The sequence below is a fragment of the Halopolyspora algeriensis genome (assembly GCF_003337235.1).
In the GTDB taxonomy this organism is placed as follows: Bacteria; Actinomycetota; Actinomycetes; order Mycobacteriales; family Pseudonocardiaceae; genus Haloactinomyces; species Haloactinomyces algeriensis.
Genome location: NZ_QPJC01000006.1, coordinates 112,159 through 134,635, shown reverse-complemented (window position 1 = coordinate 134,635; position 22,477 = coordinate 112,159). Strand labels below are relative to the sequence as shown.

The 22,477-nt window shown below is 70.0% G+C and carries 18 protein-coding genes; 9 read left to right on the top strand and 9 right to left on the bottom strand.

The annotated features are described in order from the left end of the window. Nucleotides 1-15 precede the first annotated feature (15 nt). The 3 genes from DFQ14_RS11450 to DFQ14_RS11440 form a co-directional block, all read right to left on the bottom strand. Entirely contained in the window at nucleotides 16-438 is a 423-nt protein-coding gene (locus DFQ14_RS11450; protein WP_114453220.1) for a type II toxin-antitoxin system VapC family toxin, read from the bottom strand. Further along, the gene (locus DFQ14_RS11445; protein ID WP_114453219.1) at nucleotides 435-704 is read right to left on the bottom strand and encodes a FitA-like ribbon-helix-helix domain-containing protein; all 270 of its coding nucleotides are present in this window, start codon (nucleotides 702-704) and stop codon (nucleotides 435-437) included. The genes DFQ14_RS11450 and DFQ14_RS11445 overlap by 4 nt, the downstream gene beginning before the upstream one ends. 116 nt (nucleotides 705-820) lie before the next feature. Continuing rightward, complete coding sequence (locus tag DFQ14_RS11440) at nucleotides 821-2,485, bottom strand: FAD-binding oxidoreductase (protein ID WP_114453218.1); 1,665 nt, start codon at nucleotides 2,483-2,485, stop codon at nucleotides 821-823. 16 nt (nucleotides 2,486-2,501) lie between these two features. On the opposite strand from DFQ14_RS11440, the gene DFQ14_RS11435 reads away from it, so the two are divergent. The 4 genes from DFQ14_RS11435 to DFQ14_RS11420 all read left to right on the top strand — a co-directional run bounded on the left by DFQ14_RS11435 (nucleotide 2,502) and on the right by DFQ14_RS11420 (nucleotide 7,345). Then, nucleotides 2,502-3,302 (top strand): TetR/AcrR family transcriptional regulator, encoded by an 801-nt coding sequence (locus DFQ14_RS11435; protein WP_114453217.1) that lies wholly within the window; start codon nucleotides 2,502-2,504, stop codon nucleotides 3,300-3,302. Next, nucleotides 3,299-4,909 (top strand): glycerol-3-phosphate dehydrogenase/oxidase, encoded by a 1,611-nt coding sequence (locus DFQ14_RS11430; RefSeq protein ID WP_114453216.1) that lies wholly within the window; start codon nucleotides 3,299-3,301, stop codon nucleotides 4,907-4,909. Before DFQ14_RS11435 ends, DFQ14_RS11430 begins: the two co-directional genes overlap by 4 nt. Nucleotides 4,910-5,156: 247 nt before the next feature. Next, complete coding sequence (locus tag DFQ14_RS11425) at nucleotides 5,157-6,068, top strand: ABC transporter ATP-binding protein (RefSeq protein WP_114453215.1); 912 nt, start codon at nucleotides 5,157-5,159, stop codon at nucleotides 6,066-6,068. Then, nucleotides 6,065-7,345 (top strand): ABC transporter permease, encoded by a 1,281-nt coding sequence (locus DFQ14_RS11420; RefSeq protein WP_179951550.1) that lies wholly within the window; start codon nucleotides 6,065-6,067, stop codon nucleotides 7,343-7,345. The genes DFQ14_RS11425 and DFQ14_RS11420 overlap by 4 nt, the downstream gene beginning before the upstream one ends. Before the next feature lie 74 nt (nucleotides 7,346-7,419). Here DFQ14_RS11420 and DFQ14_RS11415 read toward each other — a convergent pair whose 3' ends face one another. The 3 genes from DFQ14_RS11415 to DFQ14_RS11405 all read right to left on the bottom strand — a co-directional run bounded on the left by DFQ14_RS11415 (nucleotide 7,420) and on the right by DFQ14_RS11405 (nucleotide 10,762). After that, a complete protein-coding gene (locus DFQ14_RS11415) occupies nucleotides 7,420-8,724 on the bottom strand; it encodes a citrate synthase (RefSeq protein ID WP_114453214.1) in 1,305 nt (434 codons plus the stop codon). A 437-nt stretch (nucleotides 8,725-9,161) separates the two neighbouring features. Next, entirely contained in the window at nucleotides 9,162-10,112 is a 951-nt protein-coding gene (locus tag DFQ14_RS11410; RefSeq protein WP_114453213.1) for a carbohydrate kinase family protein, read from the bottom strand. Then, nucleotides 10,109-10,762 (bottom strand): TetR/AcrR family transcriptional regulator, encoded by a 654-nt coding sequence (locus tag DFQ14_RS11405; RefSeq protein WP_246195800.1) that lies wholly within the window; start codon nucleotides 10,760-10,762, stop codon nucleotides 10,109-10,111. Before DFQ14_RS11405 ends, DFQ14_RS11410 begins: the two co-directional genes overlap by 4 nt. A gap of 181 nt (nucleotides 10,763-10,943) precedes the next feature. Between DFQ14_RS11405 and DFQ14_RS11400 the strand changes: the two genes are divergently transcribed. Continuing rightward, nucleotides 10,944-12,080, top strand: coding sequence for an acyl-CoA dehydrogenase family protein (locus tag DFQ14_RS11400; RefSeq protein ID WP_114453211.1), 1,137 nt, complete (start codon nucleotides 10,944-10,946; stop codon nucleotides 12,078-12,080). Nucleotides 12,081-12,127: 47 nt separating this feature from the next. Here the strand turns inward: DFQ14_RS11400 and DFQ14_RS11395 are convergent, their stop codons facing one another. Next, entirely contained in the window at nucleotides 12,128-13,054 is a 927-nt protein-coding gene (locus DFQ14_RS11395) for an aldose 1-epimerase family protein (protein ID WP_114453210.1), read from the bottom strand. A gap of 50 nt (nucleotides 13,055-13,104) precedes the next feature. Further along, nucleotides 13,105-13,758, bottom strand: a complete 654-nt coding sequence (gene pdxH / locus DFQ14_RS11390) for a pyridoxamine 5'-phosphate oxidase (protein WP_114453209.1) — start codon at nucleotides 13,756-13,758, stop codon at nucleotides 13,105-13,107. A gap of 482 nt (nucleotides 13,759-14,240) precedes the next feature. Between pdxH and DFQ14_RS11385 the strand changes: the two genes are divergently transcribed. Both DFQ14_RS11385 and DFQ14_RS11380 read left to right on the top strand, forming a co-directional pair. Continuing rightward, complete coding sequence (locus DFQ14_RS11385; RefSeq protein ID WP_114453208.1) at nucleotides 14,241-15,422, top strand: citrate synthase 2; 1,182 nt, start codon at nucleotides 14,241-14,243, stop codon at nucleotides 15,420-15,422. A gap of 244 nt (nucleotides 15,423-15,666) precedes the next feature. Then, complete coding sequence (locus tag DFQ14_RS11380) at nucleotides 15,667-17,694, top strand: bifunctional copper resistance protein CopD/cytochrome c oxidase assembly protein (RefSeq protein ID WP_246195801.1); 2,028 nt, start codon at nucleotides 15,667-15,669, stop codon at nucleotides 17,692-17,694. A gap of 9 nt (nucleotides 17,695-17,703) precedes the next feature. Here the strand turns inward: DFQ14_RS11380 and DFQ14_RS11375 are convergent, their stop codons facing one another. Further along, complete coding sequence (locus DFQ14_RS11375) at nucleotides 17,704-20,013, bottom strand: heavy metal translocating P-type ATPase (protein ID WP_114453207.1); 2,310 nt, start codon at nucleotides 20,011-20,013, stop codon at nucleotides 17,704-17,706. 311 nt (nucleotides 20,014-20,324) lie between these two features. On the opposite strand from DFQ14_RS11375, the gene DFQ14_RS11370 reads away from it, so the two are divergent. After that, nucleotides 20,325-20,888 (top strand): sigma-70 family RNA polymerase sigma factor, encoded by a 564-nt coding sequence (locus DFQ14_RS11370; protein WP_114453206.1) that lies wholly within the window; start codon nucleotides 20,325-20,327, stop codon nucleotides 20,886-20,888. Between the two features lie 337 nt (nucleotides 20,889-21,225). Then, nucleotides 21,226-22,371: a phosphoserine transaminase gene (gene serC, locus DFQ14_RS11365; protein ID WP_114453205.1), complete on the top strand. Its 1,146-nt coding sequence runs from the start codon at nucleotides 21,226-21,228 to the stop codon at nucleotides 22,369-22,371. The last annotated feature ends 106 nt before the right edge of the window (nucleotides 22,372-22,477 follow it).

Below are 22,477 nucleotides of genomic sequence, written 5' to 3'. Positions count from 1 at the left end.
TCACCGGTCCTGGACTCACTGAGCCGAGGCCCCTTGCTCCGGTGGAACGGCCAGAACCGCACAGCGCACTGTCCCGGCGTGGGCGAGCAGTCCCTTGTCACGCGTGATCAGGGGGGCATCGCGTTGTTCGGCGACCGCGACATAGGCGGCATCGTAGGCAGTGAGGGCCTCGCGCAGCTCCCAGATCCGGTCGAGCAGGGTTCTCGTGGGAACGTGCTCGACCGGCATCTCCCGCAGTGTGCGCAGGATCGCCTCCGCCCGGACGGCCCCGAGATCGTGGCGGGCGTGGCGCCGGAGAACCTGCGTGATCTCCAGTTGCAGGTGCTCCGGCGCGGCCATCGCCGTATAGCTGTCGAGTGCGGACCGGGCAGCAGTCCGGCGCGGGCCGGGCAGGAGGGCATCGCACCACACGCTGGCATCGACGACCGCGACGCTCACTCGTAATCCTCCGCCCTGGTGTTGTCGCGTGCCTCCCGCTCATCCCGACCAGCGCGAACGGCATCGGCCGGGTCGGCGGTGAGCACGGGCTCGTCACCGAGAACGTCATCGAGCCTGCGGAAAAGCGCCTGCCTGCGGGTGCGTGCGGTGTGCTCGTCGAGCACCGCGAGCAGGTGCTGCTGCAGCGACTTTCCTTCCGCTTTGGCCTCGGAACGCAGGGCCTCGTAAATCTCCGGCGGAACGTCTCTCACCTGCACGTTGTGCATGTGACCATGATAACATGCATTTCATGCATGCATGGATGCGTGCATAGCTGCGCACTCACACCCAGCAAGTCGACAACCGAATTCGCTCTGGCTTCGAGGGGTGACGAGCCGCCCGGCTACTCCCCGTCGACGAGCTTTCCGGGGTTGAGGATCCCCGTGGGATCCACCGCTTGCTTCGCCGCCGCCAGCACCCGAACGCCGACCGGGCCGACCTCACCGGCGAGCCAGGGCTTGTGGTCGGTCCCGACGGCATGATGGTGGGTGATCGTGCCACGCCCCATCGCACGACCCGGCGAGCGCTCGGTGATGGCCTCCGTGGCCGCCTGCTTCGCACGCTGCCACTGCCCGAGTGGATCCTGCTGGTCCCGCACCGCGAGCACCGTGAAGTACAGCGAGGCGCCGGTCTCGTAGGCATGCGAGAGGTGACACATCACGATCGGTGGTTTCCCCTCGCTTTCCAGGGTCCGCAACAACGCCGCGCGCACGGCCGAGCGCAGCTCGCTCAACCCCGCCCAGTGCGTCGCCGTCTCCAGGGTCTCCACGCACACCCCGTAATCCAGCAGCGTGTCCCGCTGCCGCGGCCCCGAGAAGCGGTTCGCCTTCCAGGACTCGCCGACCTTGTCGCCGAGCCGGACGGGACGGAAGCGGCGCAGCACCCGCCACGTCGCATCCCGCCGATCGTCGAGTTCGCGGCGAGTCGCAGCGTCCCAGCCCAGCACCAGCATGCACGGTTCGTGGACCCGCCGGGCACGCAACAGCGCCCATAGCACACGGGCCTGCATCCCACCGGAGAGCTCGACCTGGACCTCCGTTTCGTCTCTGTCGGACAATCGGGTGACGTCGGCGAGCGCGTGGGACTGCGCCAGCGCCCGCACGGCGTCCGACCCGGATTGCCAACCGTCCAGGATCACCGCCTCGTACCGGCTGTGCACCGGCGCGGGGCGAACCCGCAGCGCCACCTCCGTGATGACCCCGAGCGCCCCCTCGCTGCCCACGGCCAGGTGTCGCAGATCCGGCCCCGCCGCCGAGGCCGGAGCCGTTCCGAGCTGCCACTCCCCGGCCGGTGTCGCCAGCCGCACCCCCTCGACCAGGCTCTCGAAACGCCCGTAACCCGAGGAAGCCTGCCCGGCCGAGCGGGTGGCCGCGAAACCGCCGATGGTGGCCCGCTCGAAGGACTGCGGGAAGTGGCCGAGCGTGAACCCGTGCGCGGCCAGTAGCGCTTCCGCGTCGGGTGCGCGCATCCCCGCCTGCATGACGGCCACGTGCGAGACGGGGTCCACCGAGATCAGCCGGTCCAGCCTGGCCAGATCGAGCGTGACGGCGGCGACCTTGTCGCCGCGCAACGCATCGACCCCACCGACCACGGAGGTTCCGCCGCCGAACGGGACCACGGCGAGGTCGTGCCGGACGCACAGCTCCAGAACTCGCTGCACCTGCCCGGGATCGGCGGGCAGCACCACGGCGTCCGGAACGGTGACACCGGTGCCGCGGCGCCTGCGGATCAGATCGCTGTAGGAAAGGCCGCCCGCACGGCCGAGCCGCTGCCCCGGTTCGGTCAGCACGTTCTCGGCACCGACGAGCGCGACGAGTTCGGCGTGCGCGGCCTGTGGCAGCACGTCCTCGGGTATCTCGATCAGGGACGGGGGGACGGCGGGTGTGAGTTGTTCACCCAGGCCCGTGCGTTGCCGCAACCAGCGCACGGCATGCGCGGAAAGGGGTGCCGCACCGGCGCCCGACGGTGTCCAGCTGCCCCGCAGGGTATGGTCGATCGACTCGCTCACCAGTACAGTGTTACATATGACGTCCCAGCGTCACACTCGCTGCGAGCTGCCGCAGCAGGACCGTCCGGTGCGTGGACAGCACACCGACCGGCCGACTTCCCCCGCGTCCGCTCCGGAAGCTCCCGATCATGCCGCCGCCTCCGAAGCGGCGGCGAAACCGGCCGTGCACCGGATCTCCGATGCCACCCTGCTGCAGGCGGCACGCGAGTGCGTCCTGGCCCACGGTGTGCGCCGGAGCACACTGACCGGGATCGCCCGGCGCGCCGGGGTCAGCCGGATGACGCTCTACCGGCGCTTCCCCGACGTACACAGCATGGTCGCGGCGTTGATGACCGAGGAGTTCGCCGAGACACTCCGCAAGGCACACGCCGCGGCGGGCACCGGCACCGCCCGCACCCGTCTGGTCACCGCCACGATCCGCTGCGTGCGGATGCTGCAGTCCGATCCCCTGCTGCAGCGCGTGCTGGACACCGATGCCGAGATGCTGCTGCCCTACCTGGTCGAGCGGCTCGGCAGCGCACAACTGGCCGCCGAGCGTTTCGTGCACGAGTACCTGTACGAAGGGCATGCCGACGGCTCGATCCGCCGCACCGATACCGCCACCCAGGCCAGGACGCTGGTGCTGATCGCGCAGTCCTTCGTGATCTCCGCCGCTCCCGCTGCCACCGGGGTCGACCCGCGGAACCTGTCCGCCGAACTCGCCCACTCCCTCGACTCCGCCCTGCATCCGTCGATTCCCACCGCCCAGGACCGCGGCGGGCAGGAACACACCTCCGCGGGCCCTGCCGAGAACACTGCCGCCGAGGAGGCGCGATGACCACCACGCCGCTGCCCGCCGGATCCCTGCAGGCCACCTCGCTCAACGCTGCCCGGCGTGATCGGGAACTGTCCGAGGTCGGCAACGGCCGGCAGGTGGACATGCTGGTCGTGGGCGGCGGGGTCACCGGTACCGGAGTGGCCCTCGATGCGGCGGCGCGTGGCTTGTCGGTGGCACTGGTCGAGGCGGAGGATCTCGCCTGGGGCACCTCGCGCTGGTCGAGCAAGCTGGTGCACGGTGGGCTGCGCTACCTCGCGCACGGCGAGCTCGGCCTGGCCAGGGAGAGTGCCGTGGAGCGCGGCGTCCTGATGACCCGGACGGCACCGCATCTCGTACGGACCCTGCCCCAGCTCATTCCCCTGCACAGCGGAGTGTCACGCCGCTCCGAGCTGACGTTGTCCAGTGGCCTGCACGCCGGTGATGCGCTGCGCCGCAGCGCCCGGACACCCTCCTCGGTGCTCCCGCCCCCACATCGCGTACCAGAGGCCGAGGCCAGAGCGCTGGTTCCCGGACTGCGCCTGGACGGTCTGCGCGGGGGGTTGTTGAGCTTCGACGGGCAGCTCGTCGACGACGCGCGGCTCGTCGTCGCTCTCGCCCGCACGGCAGCCGGTTTCGGCGCCCGCATCCTCACCCGCGTGCGCGCGCGGACACTCGATCGGAACGGCGCCGAGGTCGTGGACCAGCGCAGCGGCGAGTCACTGCGCATCCGCGCGCATTCGGTGGTCAACGCGACGGGCGTGTGGGCCGACGAGCTGGCACCGGAGATCCGGCTGCGGCCGTCGCGCGGCTCCCACCTGGTGCTCGACGCGGACGCTGCCGGGCTCGCCGGAACCGCCGTCATCGCACCGCTGCCCGAGCACTCCGGGCGATTCCTGCTGTTGTTGCCCCAGCCGGACGGCCATGCCTATCTGGGCCTGACCGACGAACCTGTCGAGGGCCCCGTGCCCTCGGTGCCCGAAGTGCCGGAATCCGACGTGGATTTCCTGCTCAGTGCCGCGAGCCGAGCACTGGGACGGCCCCTGGGCCGTGAGCACGTGCTGGGATCCTTCGCCGGGCTGCGTCCGCTGCTGGACGCGACCGGACCGAGGGGCGGATTCGGTGCGCTGCGCCGCCGCTCCGGTGGTTCGGCCGACCTGTCCCGCAAGCACGCCGTGCTGACCTCGGCGGGCGGCGTGGTGACGGTGGTCGGTGGGAAGCTGACCACCTACCGGAAGATGGCCGCCGAGGCCGTCGACACGGCTCTCGGCAGCGCAGGATTGCCCGCCGGACCGTCGCGGACTGCCGCCGTACCGCTGGTCGGTGCTGCCGAACGCGCCCGGTTGGACAGCATCGAGGCCGCTCCTCGCCTGGTCTCGCGCTACGGCACCGAGGCCGCCCGGGTCGCCGCGCTCGCCGAGCTCGATCCCGATCTGGCGGATCCGGTCGTTGAATCGCTCCCGCTCACGGCGGCCGAGGTGCTGTGGGCCGTACGCCACGAGGGGGCGTTCGACACCGATGACGTCCTCGACCGGCGTACCCGGCTCGGCCTGGCTCCGGCCGAGCGCGAGACCGCTCATGCCACCGTGGCAGGGCTCGTCGCGCGTGCGATGCACGGCGTCTACGCCTGACGAATACCGGGCGAACCGCACGAATTGTGCCGTTCGCCGGGCAGAGCGGCAGGATCGGCTCCGGGCGCCGGTGGAACTTTCCGATGGTGATCTCCGCGTGACTTCGGCTCGCTAGAGTCATGCCGAAAAGCGAGCGGGTGCTCGCCTCTGCAGGGGCATCCGAAGACGTACTGGAGGCAGCGCGGGCGGCTCGTCCGAACGCCCGCGGATGTTCGTCGAAGACGGGCATCGGTCTGGAGGGGAGAACATGCCCGAGAGCGTGCTTGAGATCGACCGGATCTCCAAAAGATACGGGAATGTCGTGGCCCTGGAGGACATGGCATTCACGGTGCGCGCGGGTGAGATGTTCGGTTTCGTCGGCAGCAACGGTGCGGGCAAGACCACCACGATGCGCATCGCGCTCGGTGTACTGGCCGCCGACTCCGGCGAGGTGCGCTGGAACGGTGCCCCGCTGGACCTGCACACCCGGCGCCGCATCGGCTACATGCCGGAGGAACGCGGCCTGTACCCGAAGATGAAGGTCGCAGGACAGCTCGCCTACTTCGGCAGGCTGCACGGGATGGCACCACGCGAGGCCCGGAGGAGCGCCGAAAGCTGGACGGAGCGGCTCGGGCTGGCCGAGCGCCGCAACGACGAGGTGCAGAAACTCAGCCTCGGCAATCAGCAGCGCGTGCAGCTGGCCGCCGCACTGATCCACGAACCCGAGATACTCGTGCTCGACGAACCGTTCTCCGGCCTGGACCCGGTCGCCGTCGACGTGATGAGCCAGGTGCTGCGCGAGCGGTGCGAGGCCGGAGTGCCGGTGGTGTTCTCCAGCCACCAGCTGGAACTCGTGCAGCGCCTGTGCGACCGGATCGGCATCGTGCGCAGCGGACGGATGGTGGCCTGCGGCACCGTGGACGAACTGCGCGACAGCGGCGCGGCCACGCTGGTCGTCGACGCGCCGCAGGCACCCGCCGGTTGGGCCGAGGGGCTGCCCGGGGTGCGGACGGTCGGCACCGACTCCGGTCGCACCACGCTGGAACTGGAACGCGGCGCCGACGACCAGGCCGTGCTCGCCGCGGCCCTGGCCACCGGCCCGGTCCACGAGTTCAGCAGGCGACGTCCCGAGCTGACCGAACTGTTCCGCAACGTCGTCACCGAGGAGAGCGCCGCATGACCGTCACCGGCCGAACGGACACCCCGCAGCAGGGCGGCGACCCGGCGAACCCCCGTCGGCAGGACTCCGATCAGCAGGGCGCGGGCAGGACGGGCACCCTGCGCACCGTGGGGCTGGTGGCGGGCCGCGAGCTCGACACCCACGTACGCAAGCGTTCCTTCCTCATCGGCACCCTGGTCATGGTCCTGATCATCGCGGCTTACCCGGCGCTGATGTTCTTCATCGGCCGGAGCATGGGCACCACGACCGTGGGGTTCACCGGGCAGGCCACCGCGGTGCTCCAGCCGGTGGAAACAACGGCGGAGTCGATGGGCGATCCCATCGAAACCCGCGAGACTCCCGATCCGGCCACCGGGAGGCAACAGGTCCGCGAAGGTGAACTCGACGCACTGGTCACCGGCACGCCGGGAGCACTGAAACTCGTCGTCGAGCAACAACCCGACGAAGAGCTCCGGTCGGCGCTGAACGCCGTGGTACAGCAGCGTGCCCTCAACGCCGAACTCTCCCGGGCCGGGCTCGATCCGGCCGAGGTCAACGAGAGAGTGGCCTCCGCCCGGGTGGCGGTGACCAGTCTGGAAGCCGCCGATCCCCAGCAGGGTCAGCGGCTCGCGCTCGCGATGGCGGCGGCTTTCCTGCTCTACTTCATGCTGATCGGATCCGGCCAGATGGTGGCTCAGGGTGTGGTCGAGGAGAAGTCCAGCCGCGTGGTCGAAATCCTGCTGTCGACCATCCGGCCGAGTCAGTTGCTGGCGGGAAAAGTGGTCGGCATCGGGCTGACGAGCCTGCTGCAGTTCGTCATCATCGGAGCCGTCGGCATGGTGGTGACCACCGCGGCCGGATTGATGACCCTGCCGTCGACAGCGCTGGCGGGCACCCTGGTGTGGGCACTGGTGTGGTTCCTGCTCGGATTCTTCTTCTACGCCACCATCATGGCGGCGGGTGCCTCCCTGGTCTCCCGGCAGGAAGAGCTGCAAAGTGTCATGACCCCGGCCATCATGCTCCTGATCGTGCCGTTCGTCGTCGGCGTGTCGATCCTGCCGAGCAACCCGGAAAGCTCGCTCGGCGCGACGCTGTCGCTGATCCCCGGCTTCTCCCCGGTGCTCATGCCGATGCGGATCGCACTCGGCGTTGCCGCACCCTGGGAGATCGCGACCGCACTGGCGCTGACGGTGCTGGCCACGGTCGGACTGCTGTGGCTCGGTGGCCGGATCTACTCCAACGCGGTGCTGCGCACCGGTGCTCGTGTCAAGCTCTCCGAGGCACTACGGGCGGCGTGAGCACCCTCCCCTGCCGGAAACCGTCGCCCCGGGACGGCCCAGCTGTCCCGGGGCACAACGGTTCCGAGAAGGATTCAGCGCTGCTCGATCGGCGTGAACGAGCGCTCGGGCTGACCGGTGTACACCTGACGCGGACGGCTGATCTTGCGCTGCGGGTCGACCAGCATCTCGCGCCAGTGCGCGATCCAGCCCGGCAGCCGCCCCAGCGCGAACAGCACGGTGAAGTACTTCGTGGGGAAGCCCATCGCCTTGTAGATCAGGCCGGTGTAGAAGTCGACGTTCGGGTAGAGCTTGCGCTCGACGAAGTAGTCGTCGGACAACGCCCGCTCCTCCAGCTTCAGCGCGATGTCCAGCAGCGGATCGTTGGTTCCGAGCTTGGAGAGCACCTCGTCCGCCGTCTTCTTGACGATCTTGGCGCGCGGGTCGTAGTTCTTGTAGACCCGGTGGCCGAAGCCCATCAGCTTCACCCCCGGCTCCTTGTTCTTGACTCGCTCGACGAACTTGTCCACGTCGCCACCGTCGGCGCGGATTCCCTCGAGCATGTCCAGCACCGCACTGTTGGCACCACCGTGCAGCGGTCCGAACAGGGCGTTGATGCCTGCCGAGATGCTGGCGAAGAGGTTCGCCTCGGAGGACCCCACCATCCGCACGGTCGACGTCGAGCAGTTCTGCTCGTGGTCGGCGTGCAGGATGAACAGCAGGTCCAGTGCCCGCGTCAGGGCCGGGTCGACCTCGTAGGGCTCGGCGGGGAACCCGAAGGTCATCCGCAGGAAGTTCTCCACCAGTCCCAGCGAGTTGTCCGGGTAGAGGAACGGCTGGCCCACCGACTTCTTGTAGGCATAGGCCGCGATGGTCGGCAACTTGGCCAGCAACCGCACCGTGGACAACTCGACCTGCTGATCGTCGAACGGGTTGAGGCTGTCCTGGTAGAAGGTGGACAGCGCCGAGACCGCCGAGGACAGCACCGGCATCGGGTGCGCGTCGCGGGGGAAGCCGTCGAAGAACTGCTTGAGGTCCTCGTGCAGCAGGGTGTGGCGCTGGATGCGCTGGGCGAACTCCTCGTACTGCTGCTTGTTCGGCAGCTCACCGTAGATCAACAGGTAGCTGACCTCGACGAAGTTCGACTTGTCCGCGAGCTCCTCGATCGGATAGCCACGGTAGCGCAGGATACCGGCGTCACCGTCGATGTAGGTGATGCCGGAGGTGCACGCCGCCGTGTTGACGAAGCCCGGATCGAGCGTCACCAAACCGGTCTTGGCCATCAGCTTGTCGAGATCCACACCGGGTGCGCCCTCGGTGGACGGCGTCACGCTCATCTCGTGTTCGCCGGCGTCGTAGCGCAGCGCGACGTTACGTTCGGTGGTCGCGTCGTCGGGCATTCTGTCGAACCTCTCGCGCTCGGTCAGGGGTAGCACTGGTGTGCGCAGCAGGCAGGCCGATGCGCCATAGCCCGGACTGCCCTGCATGGAGCGCGCCCGGCGAACGCGCACGCCGGTCGGGATCTGTCCGAACCGGCGCAGTACCGCCGCAGTACCACCCCATTGGGGTCCTGTCAGTAGCCACGCTAGACCGCCGGAGGCCTCTCGCGCAGCAACCGTTTTCGCCGAATCGAGCAGGTGGGACCACGATCACATCATTTTCCGCTCCACACCGGTCGGATCGCCGGTGTGGGGAGGCGCTACGGCCACCGGCGACAACGCTTCCGGGCAGCGTGCCGGTTCGCGCACCCGTCGCCCGGGGAACGGGCACACACCTGCGGCACCCCCTCCACCTTCCCCGCCCGCGGGCCACCGGGCAACTCATGTGCGGGCGCCGGTCAGTCGAGTTCGTCGGCACACGGTGGTTGAGCACCCGGCCGCGAAACCGTCACCGCCGCAGCCGAGGCAGCGAATCGCAGCGCAAGCTCCCACTGCCCGCGGTCGAGCGCGCGCACGGCCGCCTCCGACAGCGCGTCATGCCGGTACAGCCAGGCCAGCAGGGCTGCTTGAACGGTGTCACCCGCGCCGATCGTGTCCACGACCGGCGCGTCGACCCCCGGCACCTCGACAAGTTCGCCCGCGCCGGTGAGCACCGTCATCCCCTCGGCTCCCCGGGTCAGCACCACAGCGGCCGGGCCGGCCTGCTGCCAGCGCCGGAGTGCGCCGATCAGCTCGGCCGGATCCGCCTCCCCCGGCTGCCTCGCCAGCCAGGCGGCGTCCTCGGCGGAGAGCTTGAGCAGGCCCACACCGCCGAGCCAGGTGCCGAAGCGTGCGCGGTATGCCTCGGCATCGTCGATCAGGTCGGCCCGGATGTTCGGGTCGAGCACGACGAGCGCGCCACTGCGGGCCTGCCGGAACAGAACGCTCTCGTAGGCGGTGGCGCCGGGTTCCAGAACCATGGACAGGGTTCCGAAGGACACCGCTGTGATCTCCTCCGGCAACGGTCCCGGGTCGGTGAAGAACCTCCCCGCGGTCCCGGCCGTGTGGAAGCTGTAGCGGGCCGAACCGCCGGCACCGAATCCCACCACGGCCAGCGCCGTCGGCTCCGCACCGCGCTGCACCGCATCGGTGTCCACCCCGGCCTCGCGGAGCCGGTCGAGCAACGTGTCACCGAACCGGTCGGTGGACAGCCGGGTCTGGAAGTTCACGGGAACGCCGAGCCTGCCCAGCGCGATCGCCGCGTTGTAGGGGCCACCGCCCAGCCTCGGATGCAGCGGCCCGAGTTCTCCTTCCGCGGTGGACGGGTCCGGGACGAGGTCGACCAGCGCCTCACCGCAGACGGCGATCACGGATCCTCCGCCGTGTCCGGATCACCGGTGCGTCGCCGCGCGGAGTGCTCGGATCGGGTGGCCAGCCCGTCCACGAGGAAATGCGACAGCGCCGCGAACGCCTCGGAGTCGGACAGCCCGGTGCGCTCGCCGATCTCGCCACGCTGGATCGCGGTGATGGTCAGGCCGACCATCTCGCCGACCAGAGCCGCGTCCACCTCGCGGAACACGCCGTCCCGCACGCCCTCCTTCACGTCGGAGCGGATGTGTTCGGCCGCGGCCCTGGCATTGGCCTCGTAGGTGGCCCGCGTCGCCGGATTGGCGGCCATGTCCTCGATGAACCGGCGCGAGGCGGGGGCCAGTGCCTCGGAGGCCGCCTGCAAGTAGGCGTGCATCCGCGCGCGCACGTCGGTCATCTCGGAGACACGGTGCTCGATGCTCGCGGTCGCGCACTTGAAGTAGTGATTGACCACGCGAACCGCAAGTTGCTCCTTGCTGCCCGCCAGGTTGTACAGCGTCGACTTGGAGCACCGTAGCCGCGCGGCCAGCTCGTTGAGCGTGAAGTGGGCGAAGCCCTCGGCGAGAAAGAGCTCGCACAGCCGGTCCAGCAGGTCCGCGCGGCGCGCGTGTACCGCCTCCCGGGACGTGGCCACCGGTTCGGACATGGTCATGACCCGAGCCTGCCACATCTCGGCGAAGGGCCCGCTACGCGGGAAACGGGCGCTCGGCGACGGCTTGCCGGGATACACACCTCAGTACTATAAACAGTCCCACAGTACTGAAACGAGTACTGCTGTCCGCCCGCACGGCGCCACCCCGCCACCGGCACCCGGCCACAGGAGCACGAACGCCATGCCCGCTCACCGCCTGCTCACCACCACCGAGGCCACCGACCTGCTCGCGCTCACCAGGGAAATCGCGCGTGACGAGATCGCACCCACCACCGCCGAGCACGAGGCCGCCGAGCACTTCCCCCGGGACACGTTCCGACTGCTCGGCAAGTCCGGCCTGCTCGGCCTGCCCTATGCCGAGGAGCACGGCGGGGGTGCCCAGCCCTACGAGGTCTACCTGCAGGTCCTCGAAGAGCTCAGCAGCGCGTCGATGACCGTCGGGGTGGGCCTGTCGGTGCACACCATGTCGTGCTTCCCGCTGGCCCACTTCGGCACGGACGAGCAGCGGGCCCGCCTGCTGCCGGACATGCTCGGCGGCGACACCCTCGGCGCGTACGCCCTGTCCGAGGCACACGCGGGATCCGACGCGGCAGCGCTGCGCACGCGCGCCGAACGGACGGGCGACGGCTACACCGTCACCGGCACCAAGTGCTGGATCACCCACGGTGGTGTCGCGGACTTCTACACCCTCATGGCCCGCACGTCCGACGACGACATCAGCTGCTTCCTCGTCGACGGCGCCACCGAAGGCCTTTCCGCCGGCCCTCCGGAACACAAGATGGGACTGACGGGGTCACCGACCACCGAGCTGCATTTCGACGGCGCGCCGGTCGCCGGTGACCGGCTCATCGGCGCCGAAGGAAGCGGACTCAAGATCGCTCTGACCGCGCTGAACTCCGGGCGGCTCGGCATCGCCGCGTGCGCGGTCGGACTCGCGCAGGCCGCACTCGACCTCGCCGTCGACTACGCCCGGCAGCGCCACCAGTTCGGGCAGCCGATCATCACCTTCCAGGGCCTGGAGTTCCTGCTGGCCGACATGGCCGCCGCCGTGCACTCGGCGCGCGCAACCTACCTCGACGCCGCCCGGCGGCGGGATGCCGGGATGTCGTTCGGGCAGGAGGCCTCGGTGGCCAAGCTGGTGGCCACCGACGCGGCGATGAAGGTGACCACCGACGCCGTGCAGGTGCTCGGTGGCGCCGGCTACACCCGCGACTTTCCGGCCGAGCGCTACATGCGGGAGGCCAAGGTGCTGCAGATCTTCGAAGGCACCAACCAGATTCAGCGGATGGTCATCGGACGCCACCTCGCCCAGGTGTGAGGAGGATTCCGCCACCCGCATCCCTACGCGAGCCAACCCGAGGACCCCTAAAACGGGCGCAGGCCCCACCGGGCGGTCCATGTCTCCCCGGGCGGCAGTGTGATCAGGTCGGTCCCCGAGTTCAGGGCATCGGGCGGGCAGGTCATGGGCTCGATCGCGACCGCCCGCCCCCGGCCGGGGAATTCCGAGGCCGTGAACACCTGCACCCAGCCGAACACCGGATCCGCCCACAGCTCGATACCGTGCCCCGTGGGGTCGGTGACCGAGTGGCGCACGAGCTGCCGCGGATCGTCCGGGCGGGGACTCGCCCCACCGAAGGCGGTGTCCAGCACCACGCCACCGAGTCGCCGGCCACTGCGGAACTCCTGCTCGTTCCCCTGCAGCGCGCGCGGCGGCCGGGCGGGCAACAGCCGCTCGGGGTCCACGGGCAGCACGCTGGACGCCGCCAGCCGCAGCGTGCAGTCGTCGGTGGCGGCATGCCCCGCCCTCGGATACGGGTGCACACCCATACCGAACGGGACGGTTCGGGAGCCGAGATTCTCCACGGTGTGGGTGACGGTCAACCCGGCCGCATCCAGCGAGTAGCCGACCGAGGTCAGCAGCGGCATCGGCCATCCCGGCTGCACGGGCACCATCGCGTGCAGGATGACGGTCGACTCGCCGTGCTCGGTCACCGTCCACGGCACGTGGCGCAGCAACCCGTGGATCGCGTTGTGCTTGTCCGGTTCGGTGAGCGCCAGCTGCTGGGATTCTCCCTCCAGGACCCACCGGCCGTCGGCGACCCGGTTGGGCCACGGAATCAGCACCGCACCGGCGCCTGCCGGAGGACGCTCATCGGCGCCGTAGGTCTCCGAGTAGGGCACGCCGTCCACGTCGAACGCGCGCAGCGCCGCGCCGACCTCGGTGACGACGGCGCGCGCGGCACCGTGGGTGATCTCGAGCTGCCTGCCGGTGGCGGGGATGGGATCATGCACATCCCCACCCTAGGGACCGTTCGGAGGTTCGCGCAGGCGCTGACGTCCGCTCAGGGAGCCAACCGTTCGACGACCCAGGTGTCGTTCTCCCGCCGGAAGCAGAGCCGGTCGTGCAGGCGGTCCGGGCGGCCCTGCCAGAACTCGACGAAGTCCGGCAGAATCCGCCACCCGCCCCAGTGCGGTGGGACCGGCACCTGTTCGGCGTCGGAGAACCGACGTTCGATGCCGCTGAGCGAGGATTCCAGTGCGGCACGATCCGGCACGACCCGGGACTGGGGAGAGGCCCACGCACCGAGCTGCGAGCCGCGCGGGCGCCCCGACCAGTACCGGGTGGTCTCGTCCGTCCTGACCTTTTCGACCGTGCCACGCACGTTGACCTGACGCTGCATGGTCAGCCACGGGAATGTCGCCGCCGCGACCCTGGTGGAGGCGAGATCGTGGCTCTTGGCGGATGTGTAGTTGGTGAAAAACACCAGGCCGCGCTCGTCGAACCCCTTGCACAGCACGGTGCGCGAGGAGGGCATTCCCTCGGCATCGGCCGTGGCCAGCACCATCGCGTTGGGTTCGTTCACCTCGGCCTGCACAGCCGCGTCGAACCACCCCCGGAGCTGCTCGTGCCAGCTCTCGGCGAGCACCGCCTCGTCCAGCGAGCCCTCGTCGTAGGAGACCCGCATGGACGACAATGTGGCATTTGCCTCCGACATCCGTTGTTCCTCCCTGTCTCGGCCGCACGGCCGGGTCGGTGGGGCTGCGCGGTGCTGCTGAACTGCTCGGGCTGTGACGCCGGAGACTACGGGCCCGTACGGCAGACGCAACACCGCCGGAGAAAGCTCCGGCCATGCCACCGCAATGAGCCACTGACGACGACGGTAAACGGCAACCGAGCGTGTGCTGAATCACCGGATTGTTCACAATCGATCCCGTCACCGATCCAGCACGCCGGAGCACCGCGTTGCTCCTGGTCGTCTCCGGGTGCGGGGCCCGCGCGTTCGAGGCGACAACGTGATCACCGCCCCGGTGGCACTGTGACTTTGCTCATCGGCGTTGCTTCCGGGGCCCCGTCGGGTGCACCGTTGTTCCCACAGCAACGGCCGCGGCCACTGGCCGTGTCCTGCGCACCCCGCCACGTCCCCGCCGTGTACCACCGGTATGCGGTCACAACCAGCGACGAGGAGACGAGGCGACGATGCCGAACCCAGTTGAGGACAAGACCGGGCAAGCCACCGCAGGGCAAGGTGAACCGGAGCAGGAACACTCCACTTTCCGGCCCGGGCTGGAAGGCGTGGTGGCATTCGAAACGGAGATCGCCGAACCCGACCGTGACGGGGGTGCGCTGCGTTATCGCGGCGTCGACATCGAGGAACTCGCGGGCAGGGTCTCCTTCGGAGACGTGTGGGCCCTGCTCGTCGACGGACGCTTCGGCAACGGGCTGCGCCCCTCCGAGGACCTGCCGCTCCCGGTGCGCACCGGGGACGTGCGGGTCGATGTGCAGTCCGCCCTGGCCATGCTCGCCCCGGAGCTCGGTTTCGAACCGCTGCTCGACATCGGTGACGAGCAGGCGCGGGAGCAGCTCGCCCGCGCCTCCGAACTCGGGCTGTCCTATGTCGCGCAGTCCGCTCGCGGTGACCGGCCCGCCGTTGCGCAACGCGAGCTCGACCGCTGCTCGACGGTGACCGAGCGGTTCCTGACACGCTGGCGCGGCGAGGCCGACCCGGCCCACGTCAAGGCACTGGACGCCTACTGGGCCTCGGCGGCGGAGCACGGCCTGAACGCCTCGACGTTCACCGCACGTGTGATCGCCTCGACCGGAGCCGACGTCGCGGCCACGCTCTCCGGCGCGATCGGTGCGATGTCCGGACCGCTGCACGGCGGCGCTCCCGCCCGCGTGCTGCCGATGGTCGAAGAGGTCGAACTCACCGGCGATGCCCGCAAGGTGGTCGAGTCGATCCTCGACCGCGGGGACCGTCTCATGGGTTTCGGTCACCGGGTCTACCGGGCCGAAGACCCGCGCGCCCGCGTGCTGCGCAGCACCTGCAAGCAGCTGGGTGCCCCCCGTTTCGAAGTGGCGGCCGAGCTGGAGCAGGCCGCGCTGTCGGTCCTGGCCGAGCGCCGCCCCGACCGGCCGATCGCGACCAACGTCGAATTCTGGGCAGCTCTGATTCTCGACTTCGCCCAGGTACCCACGCGCATGATGCCCGCGATGTTCACCTGTGCCCGCACGGCCGGCTGGTGTGCGCACATCCTGGAGCAGAAGCGCACCGGGCGTCTGGTGCGCCCCTCGGCCCACTACGTCGGCCCCGGGCCGCGGTCGCCGCACGAGCTGGAGGGATGGTCCTCGGTCACCCCGCTGGAGGCCGCCGTCGGCTGACGGGGACAGGCAGCGGGCACGGGGGTCGGCTCCGGTCGCCGGGAGCTCTTCCGAGGAAACGGTCGGTATCGCCGGGGACGCCCTGACGGCCGCCGGCATGGCCTGCACGCCGGCGGCCGTGTACGGGCACGTCACACCGCACACCGGTGCTTCACGGTAGCGAGTCGGCAAGGGTTTATCCTGCGCATCGACCGGTTCGGAGAGCCGACCGGCCGGCATATCCGCATCGAACCGAGGTCGATCCATGCCCGATTCCGTACCGACCACCGACCCTGCGGATTCGCGGGATTCGCGCACCGATTCCCGGGCCGCCACACCCGGGCGGTCGGTCGCTCTCGCCTGGATGGCGACCGGGGTGATCGGGGCGGTCGCGGTGATCACCGTTCTGGTGCTCACCGCCGGAAGCACGGCCTACACGGTTCTGGGGTACGCCGATCCCGGCGTGGTGACGAAGGTGGGCGTCAACCTCCTCCGCTGGGTGGTCGACGTCGCCGGTGCCGCATGCGTGGGTTCGCTGGTCTTCTCCGCGTTCTTCACCGCTCCCCAGCAGTCCGGCATCGTCTCCGCCGACGGCTATGCGGCCTTGCGCTTCGGCGGGGGCGCGGCCTGGGTGTGGTTCGGGGCGACACTGCTCATGACCGTGTTCGACACCGCCGACTCGGCGGGCCAACCGGTTTCCGAGGTCGCGAGCCCCGAAGCCCTGCTCGGTCTGCTCGGCGCGCTCGACGCGCCCAAGGCGTGGCTGCTGTCCGCGCTGCTGTCCCTGATCGTGGCCGTGTCCTGCCACGTGGTGCTGCGCTGGCGGACGAGCATGGCGCTGGCGGGGGTGGCGGCCGTGGGGCTGCTGCCTCCGGTGTTCGTGAGCCACTCCGCCTCCAATGCCGGGCACGATTACGCCACCAACAGTCTCGTGTTCCACGTGCTCGCCGCCTCCGTGTGGCTGGGAGTGCTGATCGCGGTGGCCGCTCACCTGCGCCGTCGGGGCTCCCACCTCGAATCCGTCGCCACCCGGTACCGGCGGCTCGCCGCAGGATGCTGGCTCGTGCTGGCCGTCTCGGGCACGATCGACGCGCTGGTGCTGATGACACCGACCCGGTTGCTCGGTACCGGCTACGGGGCTCTGGTGCTGCTCAAGGCCCTCTGCTTGCTTCTTCTCGGCGCGAGCGGTGTCCTCGCCCGCAGGCGGATCACCGGTGCGGCCCGTCCCGGCGGCCCGCGCCGCACGCTGTGGCGCCTGGTCGGCCTCGACACCGCGATCATGCTGATCACCATCGGGGTGTCGATGGGCATGGCCCACACCCCGCCGCCGAACCTGCTCACCCGGGATGTGACCGCCACCGAAGTGATCTTCGGCTACAGCCTGCCCGAGGCACCCACGTTGCTGCGGTTCGCGACCATGTGGCGCCTCGACCTCGTGCTGGGCACAGCCGCGATCGTCCTGGCCCTCGGGTACCTGCTGGGCGCACGCCGGCTGCGCCTGCGCGGCGAGCACTGGCCACTCGGACGCACGGCGGCCTGGCTGGGCGGGTGCGCGACGGTCCTGATCGCCACCTCGTCCGGCCTGGGGATGTACGCACCGGCGGTGTTCAGCGTGCACATGGTCACCCACGTGCTGCTGAACATGCTCGCCCCCGTACTGCTCGTGCTCGGCGGGCCGGTGACACTCGCGCTGCGGGCCCTGCCCTCCGCCGCAGGCGGGCAGCCGTACGGTCCTCGCGAATGGGTACTCGCGATCGCGCATTCCCCGCTGGTGCGCGTGCTCACCCACCCCGTGCTCGCCGCGGTACTGTTGATCGGTTCGCTCTACGGGCTGTACCTCACCGGGCTCTTCGAGGCCGCGATGGAGGAGCACTGGGCGCATCAGATCCTGTACGGGTACTTCCTCGTGGTCGGGTACCTGTACTACTGGGCGGTCGTCGGGGTGGACGCGACACCGCGGCAGGTGCCGCACCTGCCCCGACTCGGCATCGTGCTCGGCGCCATGCCGTTCCAGGTCTTCTTCGGCGTGCTCGTCATGAGCATGCCCGCGGTGATCGCGGGCAACTACTACCGCACCCTGGATCTTCCGTGGGCACCGGACCTGCTCGCCGATCAGCGACTCGGCGGGGTGATCGGCTGGCTCGCAGGCGAAGTGCCGTTGATGCTGGCCCTGGCGGCCTTGCTGTGGCAGTGGCATCGCGAGCAGCGAGACGGGGACGGCACCGGCGGTTCCGAGGAGGACGCGGCCTACACCGCGATGCTCGCCAAGATGGCCGAGTCGCGCCGGGCCTGAACAGACCGCTCACGTGGCCTCCGCAGGCGCAGCACTGGCGGACGCGGCACCGGTGGGCGCGGCACCGGCGGGAAAGCGACGCAGGCGCAGGCTGTTCGACACGACGAAGCCCGACGAGAGCGCCATGGCCCCTCCGGCGATCAGCGGGTTCAGCAGTCCCAACATCGCCAAGGGGATCGCGGCGATGTTGTAGCCGAAGGCCCACATCAGATTGCCGCGAATGGTGCGCAGGGCACCGCGGGCGAGCTTGATCGCGTCCGGGACCACGGTCAGGTCCTCGCGCACCAGGATCAGGTCGGCGGCCTTGATCGCCACGTCGGTACCGGCCACCACCGCCAGACCGAGATCGGCGGCAGCCAGTGCCGGAGCATCGTTGACACCGTCCCCCACGACCGCCACCGTGCGTCCCGCGGACTGCAGCTCGTGGACGACATCGACCTTCTCCCCGGGAAGGACTCCCGCGATCGCCTCCCCGATCCCGACCTCACCGGCCACGGCATCGGCAGTGGCCTCGTTGTCCCCGGTCAGCAGGACGGTGCGGAGACCGAGCCGGTGCAGTTGCCGCACAGCCCGCTCCGCAGAGGGCTTGACCAGATCCGCCAGGGCCAGCACGGCGAGCACCCGGTCATCGCACCCGATGAGCACGGTCGTTCTGCCCTGCTGCTCCCATTGCTCGCGCTGCCGGTCGAGTTCCGGAGGAATCGCCAGGCCGCGCTCGGTGAACAACTTCGCCCGGCCCGCCAGCACGTCGTGGCCGTCCACGACACCACCGGCGCCGAGCCCCGGCTCGCTGACGAACCGCTCGACCTGCGGCAGCTCGTCCAGCTCCGCGCGGGCCGCCGCGCTGATCGCCGCGGCCACCGCGTGTTCCGAGGCCTCCTCCAGGGCACCGGCCAAGCGCAGCACCCCGGCTCGATCGACGCCTTCGGTGCAGGAGACGTCGACCAGCGACATCCGGCCCGAGGTGACCGTGCCCGTCTTGTCGAACACGACCGTGTCGATGGCACGCGTGGATTCCAGGGCCTGATAGCCCTTGAGGAAGATCCCGAGTTGCGCCCCTCGCCCGGACGCCGCCATCAACGCGGTCGGGGTCGCCAGCCCCAGCGCGCACGGGCAGGCGATGATCAGCACCGACAGGGCCACGGTGAACGACCGCTCGACCGAGCCGCCTGCGAGCAGCCATCCGCCGAACGTGAGTGTCGCGAGCACCAGAACGGCGGGGACGAAGTACGCCGAGATGCGGTCGGCCAGGCGTTGCACGGCCGCCTTGCCCGTTTGCGCCTCTTCGACCAGGCGCACCATGGCGGCGAGCTGGGTGTCCCGCCCGACCCTGGTGGCCTCGACCACCAGCCGCCCGTTCGAGACCACTGTGCCGCCGATGACCTCCTCGCCCGGGGCGACTTCGGTCGGAACCGACTCGCCCGTCATCGAACTGCCGTCGACCGCGGCCCGGCCCTCGACGACACGGCCGTCGGTGGCGATCGTGCCCCCGGGACGAGTGACGAAGCGCTGACCGACCTGCAGGTCCTCGATCGCGATGTCGCGCTGCGAGCCGTCCTCGAGCAGCACGGTGGCACTGGAGGCGCTGAGCTCGGCCAGCGCGCGAAGGGCGCTGCCTGCCTTGCGTTGCGCGCGGGCTTCGAAATACCGGCCTGCCAGGACGAAGGTGGTCACTCCGGCGGCGACCTCCAGGTACGCCACGCCTTCGGCGTTCACCAGCAGCCACAGGCCGGAAGCGTCGGAGGTGGTGCCGGTCCGGGTGAACATCGCGTACAGCGACCAGGCACTGGCGGCGACGATGCCGATCGAGACCAGCGTGTCCATCGAGGAGGAGCCGTGCCGCGCGTTGACGAATGCAGCTCGATGGAACGGCCAGGCCGCCCACCCCGCCACCGGCAGGGCGAGAGCAACGAGCAACCACTGCCAGCCGGCGAAGCGCGCCGCGGGCATGACCGTGAACAGGATGGCCAGATCCGCCAGCGGAACGAACAGCAGCACGGCGACCACGAGCCTGCGCCACAGGTCGCGCGTGCGGTCGTCGGAATGTTCCGCGGTCCCGCCCGCCGCGGCCGGGCGAAGCACCTCGGCGTGATAGCCGGCCTTCTCCACGGTGTCCGTGAGCACGTCGTCGCCGGCCGGTGCGGACACGGTCACGCTCGCACGCGCGGTCGCATAGTTGACATTGGCCCGGACACCGTCGAGCTTGTTCAGCTTGCGTTCGACACGGGCCGCGCAGGCAGCACAGGTCATACCGCTCACAGCCAGCTCCACATCACGACCCGTGGCGGATTCTCCGGTGAGCGACGACGTCGCCGACATTGTCACCTGTACCTTTCCGTAACGGTCGAGTCGGGCGGGTTCGGCCCTGCCACCAGCGGGCGCGCACCACCGAACCCGCAGCCCACAGGCTTGGCGAGGCAAAGCCAATGTACGCGCCGCACCGGCCCTGTCCTGCGGAGTGGTCCGCGGGAAGCGGCCGGACGACCCGTGTCTCTCCTCGCTGTGCCGTGCGGCACGCATGCTTCGTGCTCGCCGACACCGTTTCGGTTCCCCGACGCGTGCGGCGTATCGTGCTCTGCGGCAGAGACGGCCGAGAAGCTTTCCGGTGCCGGTGAACCTGGTGGGTAACGGTGGATGACCAGCAGCTGACGTGGTATGCGATCGCGGCGAAGCAGGGCGATCGCGAAGCTGCCGCCGCTTTTGTCCGGGGAACGCAACGGCAGGTCCGGCAATTGCTGCGACACCTGACCGATCGCCACCACGCCGACGACCTCACCCAGGACTGCTACGTGCGGGCCTTCTCCTCGCTGGCATCGTTTCGCGGGCAGGCCTCCGCGCGCAGCTGGCTCCTGGCGATCGCACGCCGCGTCGCCGCCGATCACCTGCGCCGGCGGCGCCGACGCCCGCAGCAGGCCGACTGCGTGGACTGGCAGTCGGCCGCCGAGCGCGTCCAGCCGCTCCAGCCTGCGATGTCCGAGAGCTATGCGCTCCGTGTCGCTCTCGGCGAGCTGGATGCCGACCGGCGGGAGGCCTTCGTACTCACCCAGGTCCTGGGGCTCAGCTACGAGGAAACCGCCCGGGTCTGCGGCTGCAGGATCGGCACGGTGCGGTCCCGGGTGGCCAGAGCTCGATCCGACCTCGCCGAGCACCTGCGCGACGACGCTCCCGCACCCCGCGCCGACCCCGGTGGCTGATTTCACCGGCGGTGCCTCTGGTCACGATCGCGCTCCGGCCCCGGTACCCGGAGGATTAGGTTGAACGGGGCCGCGGGTTCGGCGGCCCCGGTGGTGGGTCTTAAGTCCCCTTCTGGCTGTCACCGGTGGCCAACAGCTCGCTCGGGGCAGTAAGTTGCCCGATGACGGTTCGCGGCAGTACACGGCCACCGGACGTTGCGAGCCGTCCACCGCGGCACGGCCGCGCTTGATCCGGCAACGGCGCCGGTCATCCGGCCGCTCTCCAGGAGACGTTTGCAAGCACGGCCACCTGCGACCCAGGTTGGTCCCGACACAACAACGACCGAAAGGCGCCGGCATGACGCAGGCCGAAACCACGACCGACCCGACGACCCTGCAGCTGCCCTCCGACCTCGCCCCCTCCGACGGCCGGTTCGGCTGCGGTCCGTCCAAGGTCCGCGACGAGCAGCTCGCGCGGCTCGCCTCGGAGGGCGCTGCGGTGATGGGCACCTCGCACCGGCAGAAGCCGGTGAAGTCCCTCGTCGGGCGCGTTCGGGAAGGTCTCAGCCAGCTGTTCTCCCTACCCGAGGGCTACGAGGTCGTCCTCGGGGTCGGTGGCACCACGGCCTTCTGGGATGCGGCGACGTTCGGGCTCGTCCGCGAGCGCGCGCTGCACCTGACCTACGGTGAGTTCTCGCAGAAGTTCGCCAAGGCCACCCAGGACGCCCCCTTCCTGCAGGACTCCCTGCAGGTCTCGTCCGACCCCGGTGACGCACCGGAACCGGTCTCGGACCCGAGCGCGGACCTGATCGCCTGGGCCCACAACGAGACCTCGACCGGCGTGATGCTGCCACCGACACGGCCTGCCGGATCCGAGCACGCGTTGATCGCCGTGGATGCCACCTCGGGAGCCGGAGGCCTCGCGTTCGATCCCGCCGATGTCGACGTGTACTACTTCGCACCACAGAAGTCCTTCGCCTCCGACGGTGGCCTGTGGCTCGCCGCGATGAGCCCCGCCGCGATCGAGCGGATCGGTGAGATCGGCGCCTCCGGTCGCTGGGTGCCGGAGTTCCTGTCGCTGACCACGGCGCTGGACAACTCCCGCAAGGACCAGACCTACAACACCCCGGCCCTGGCCACGCTGTTCCTGCTGGCCGACCAGATCGAGTGGATGCTCGGCCAGGGCGGCCTGGACTGGTGCGTCCGACGCACGGCCGAGTCCTCGGGCAGGCTGTACTCGTGGGCGGAAGCCTCGGAGTACGCGGCACCGTTCGTCGCCGATCCGGCCAAGCGTTCCCAGGTGGTCGGCACGATCGACTTCGCCGAGTCGGTCGACGCCGCAGCGGTGGCCAAGGCGCTGCGTGCGAACGGGATCGTCGACACCGAGCCCTACCGCAAGCTCGGCCGCAACCAGCTGCGGGTCGGAACGTTCCCCGCCATCGAACCCGATGACGTCACCGCGCTGACGCAGTCCATCGACTGGATCGTCAACAAGCTGGGCTGAGCGCGCCACACCGGCGCGGCACTCACCCGCGGCCACGATCGAGCACTGCGTGATCGACGCGAAGATGAGTGATCTTACCGATTCGCACAGTCTTCGTTCCTCGGGC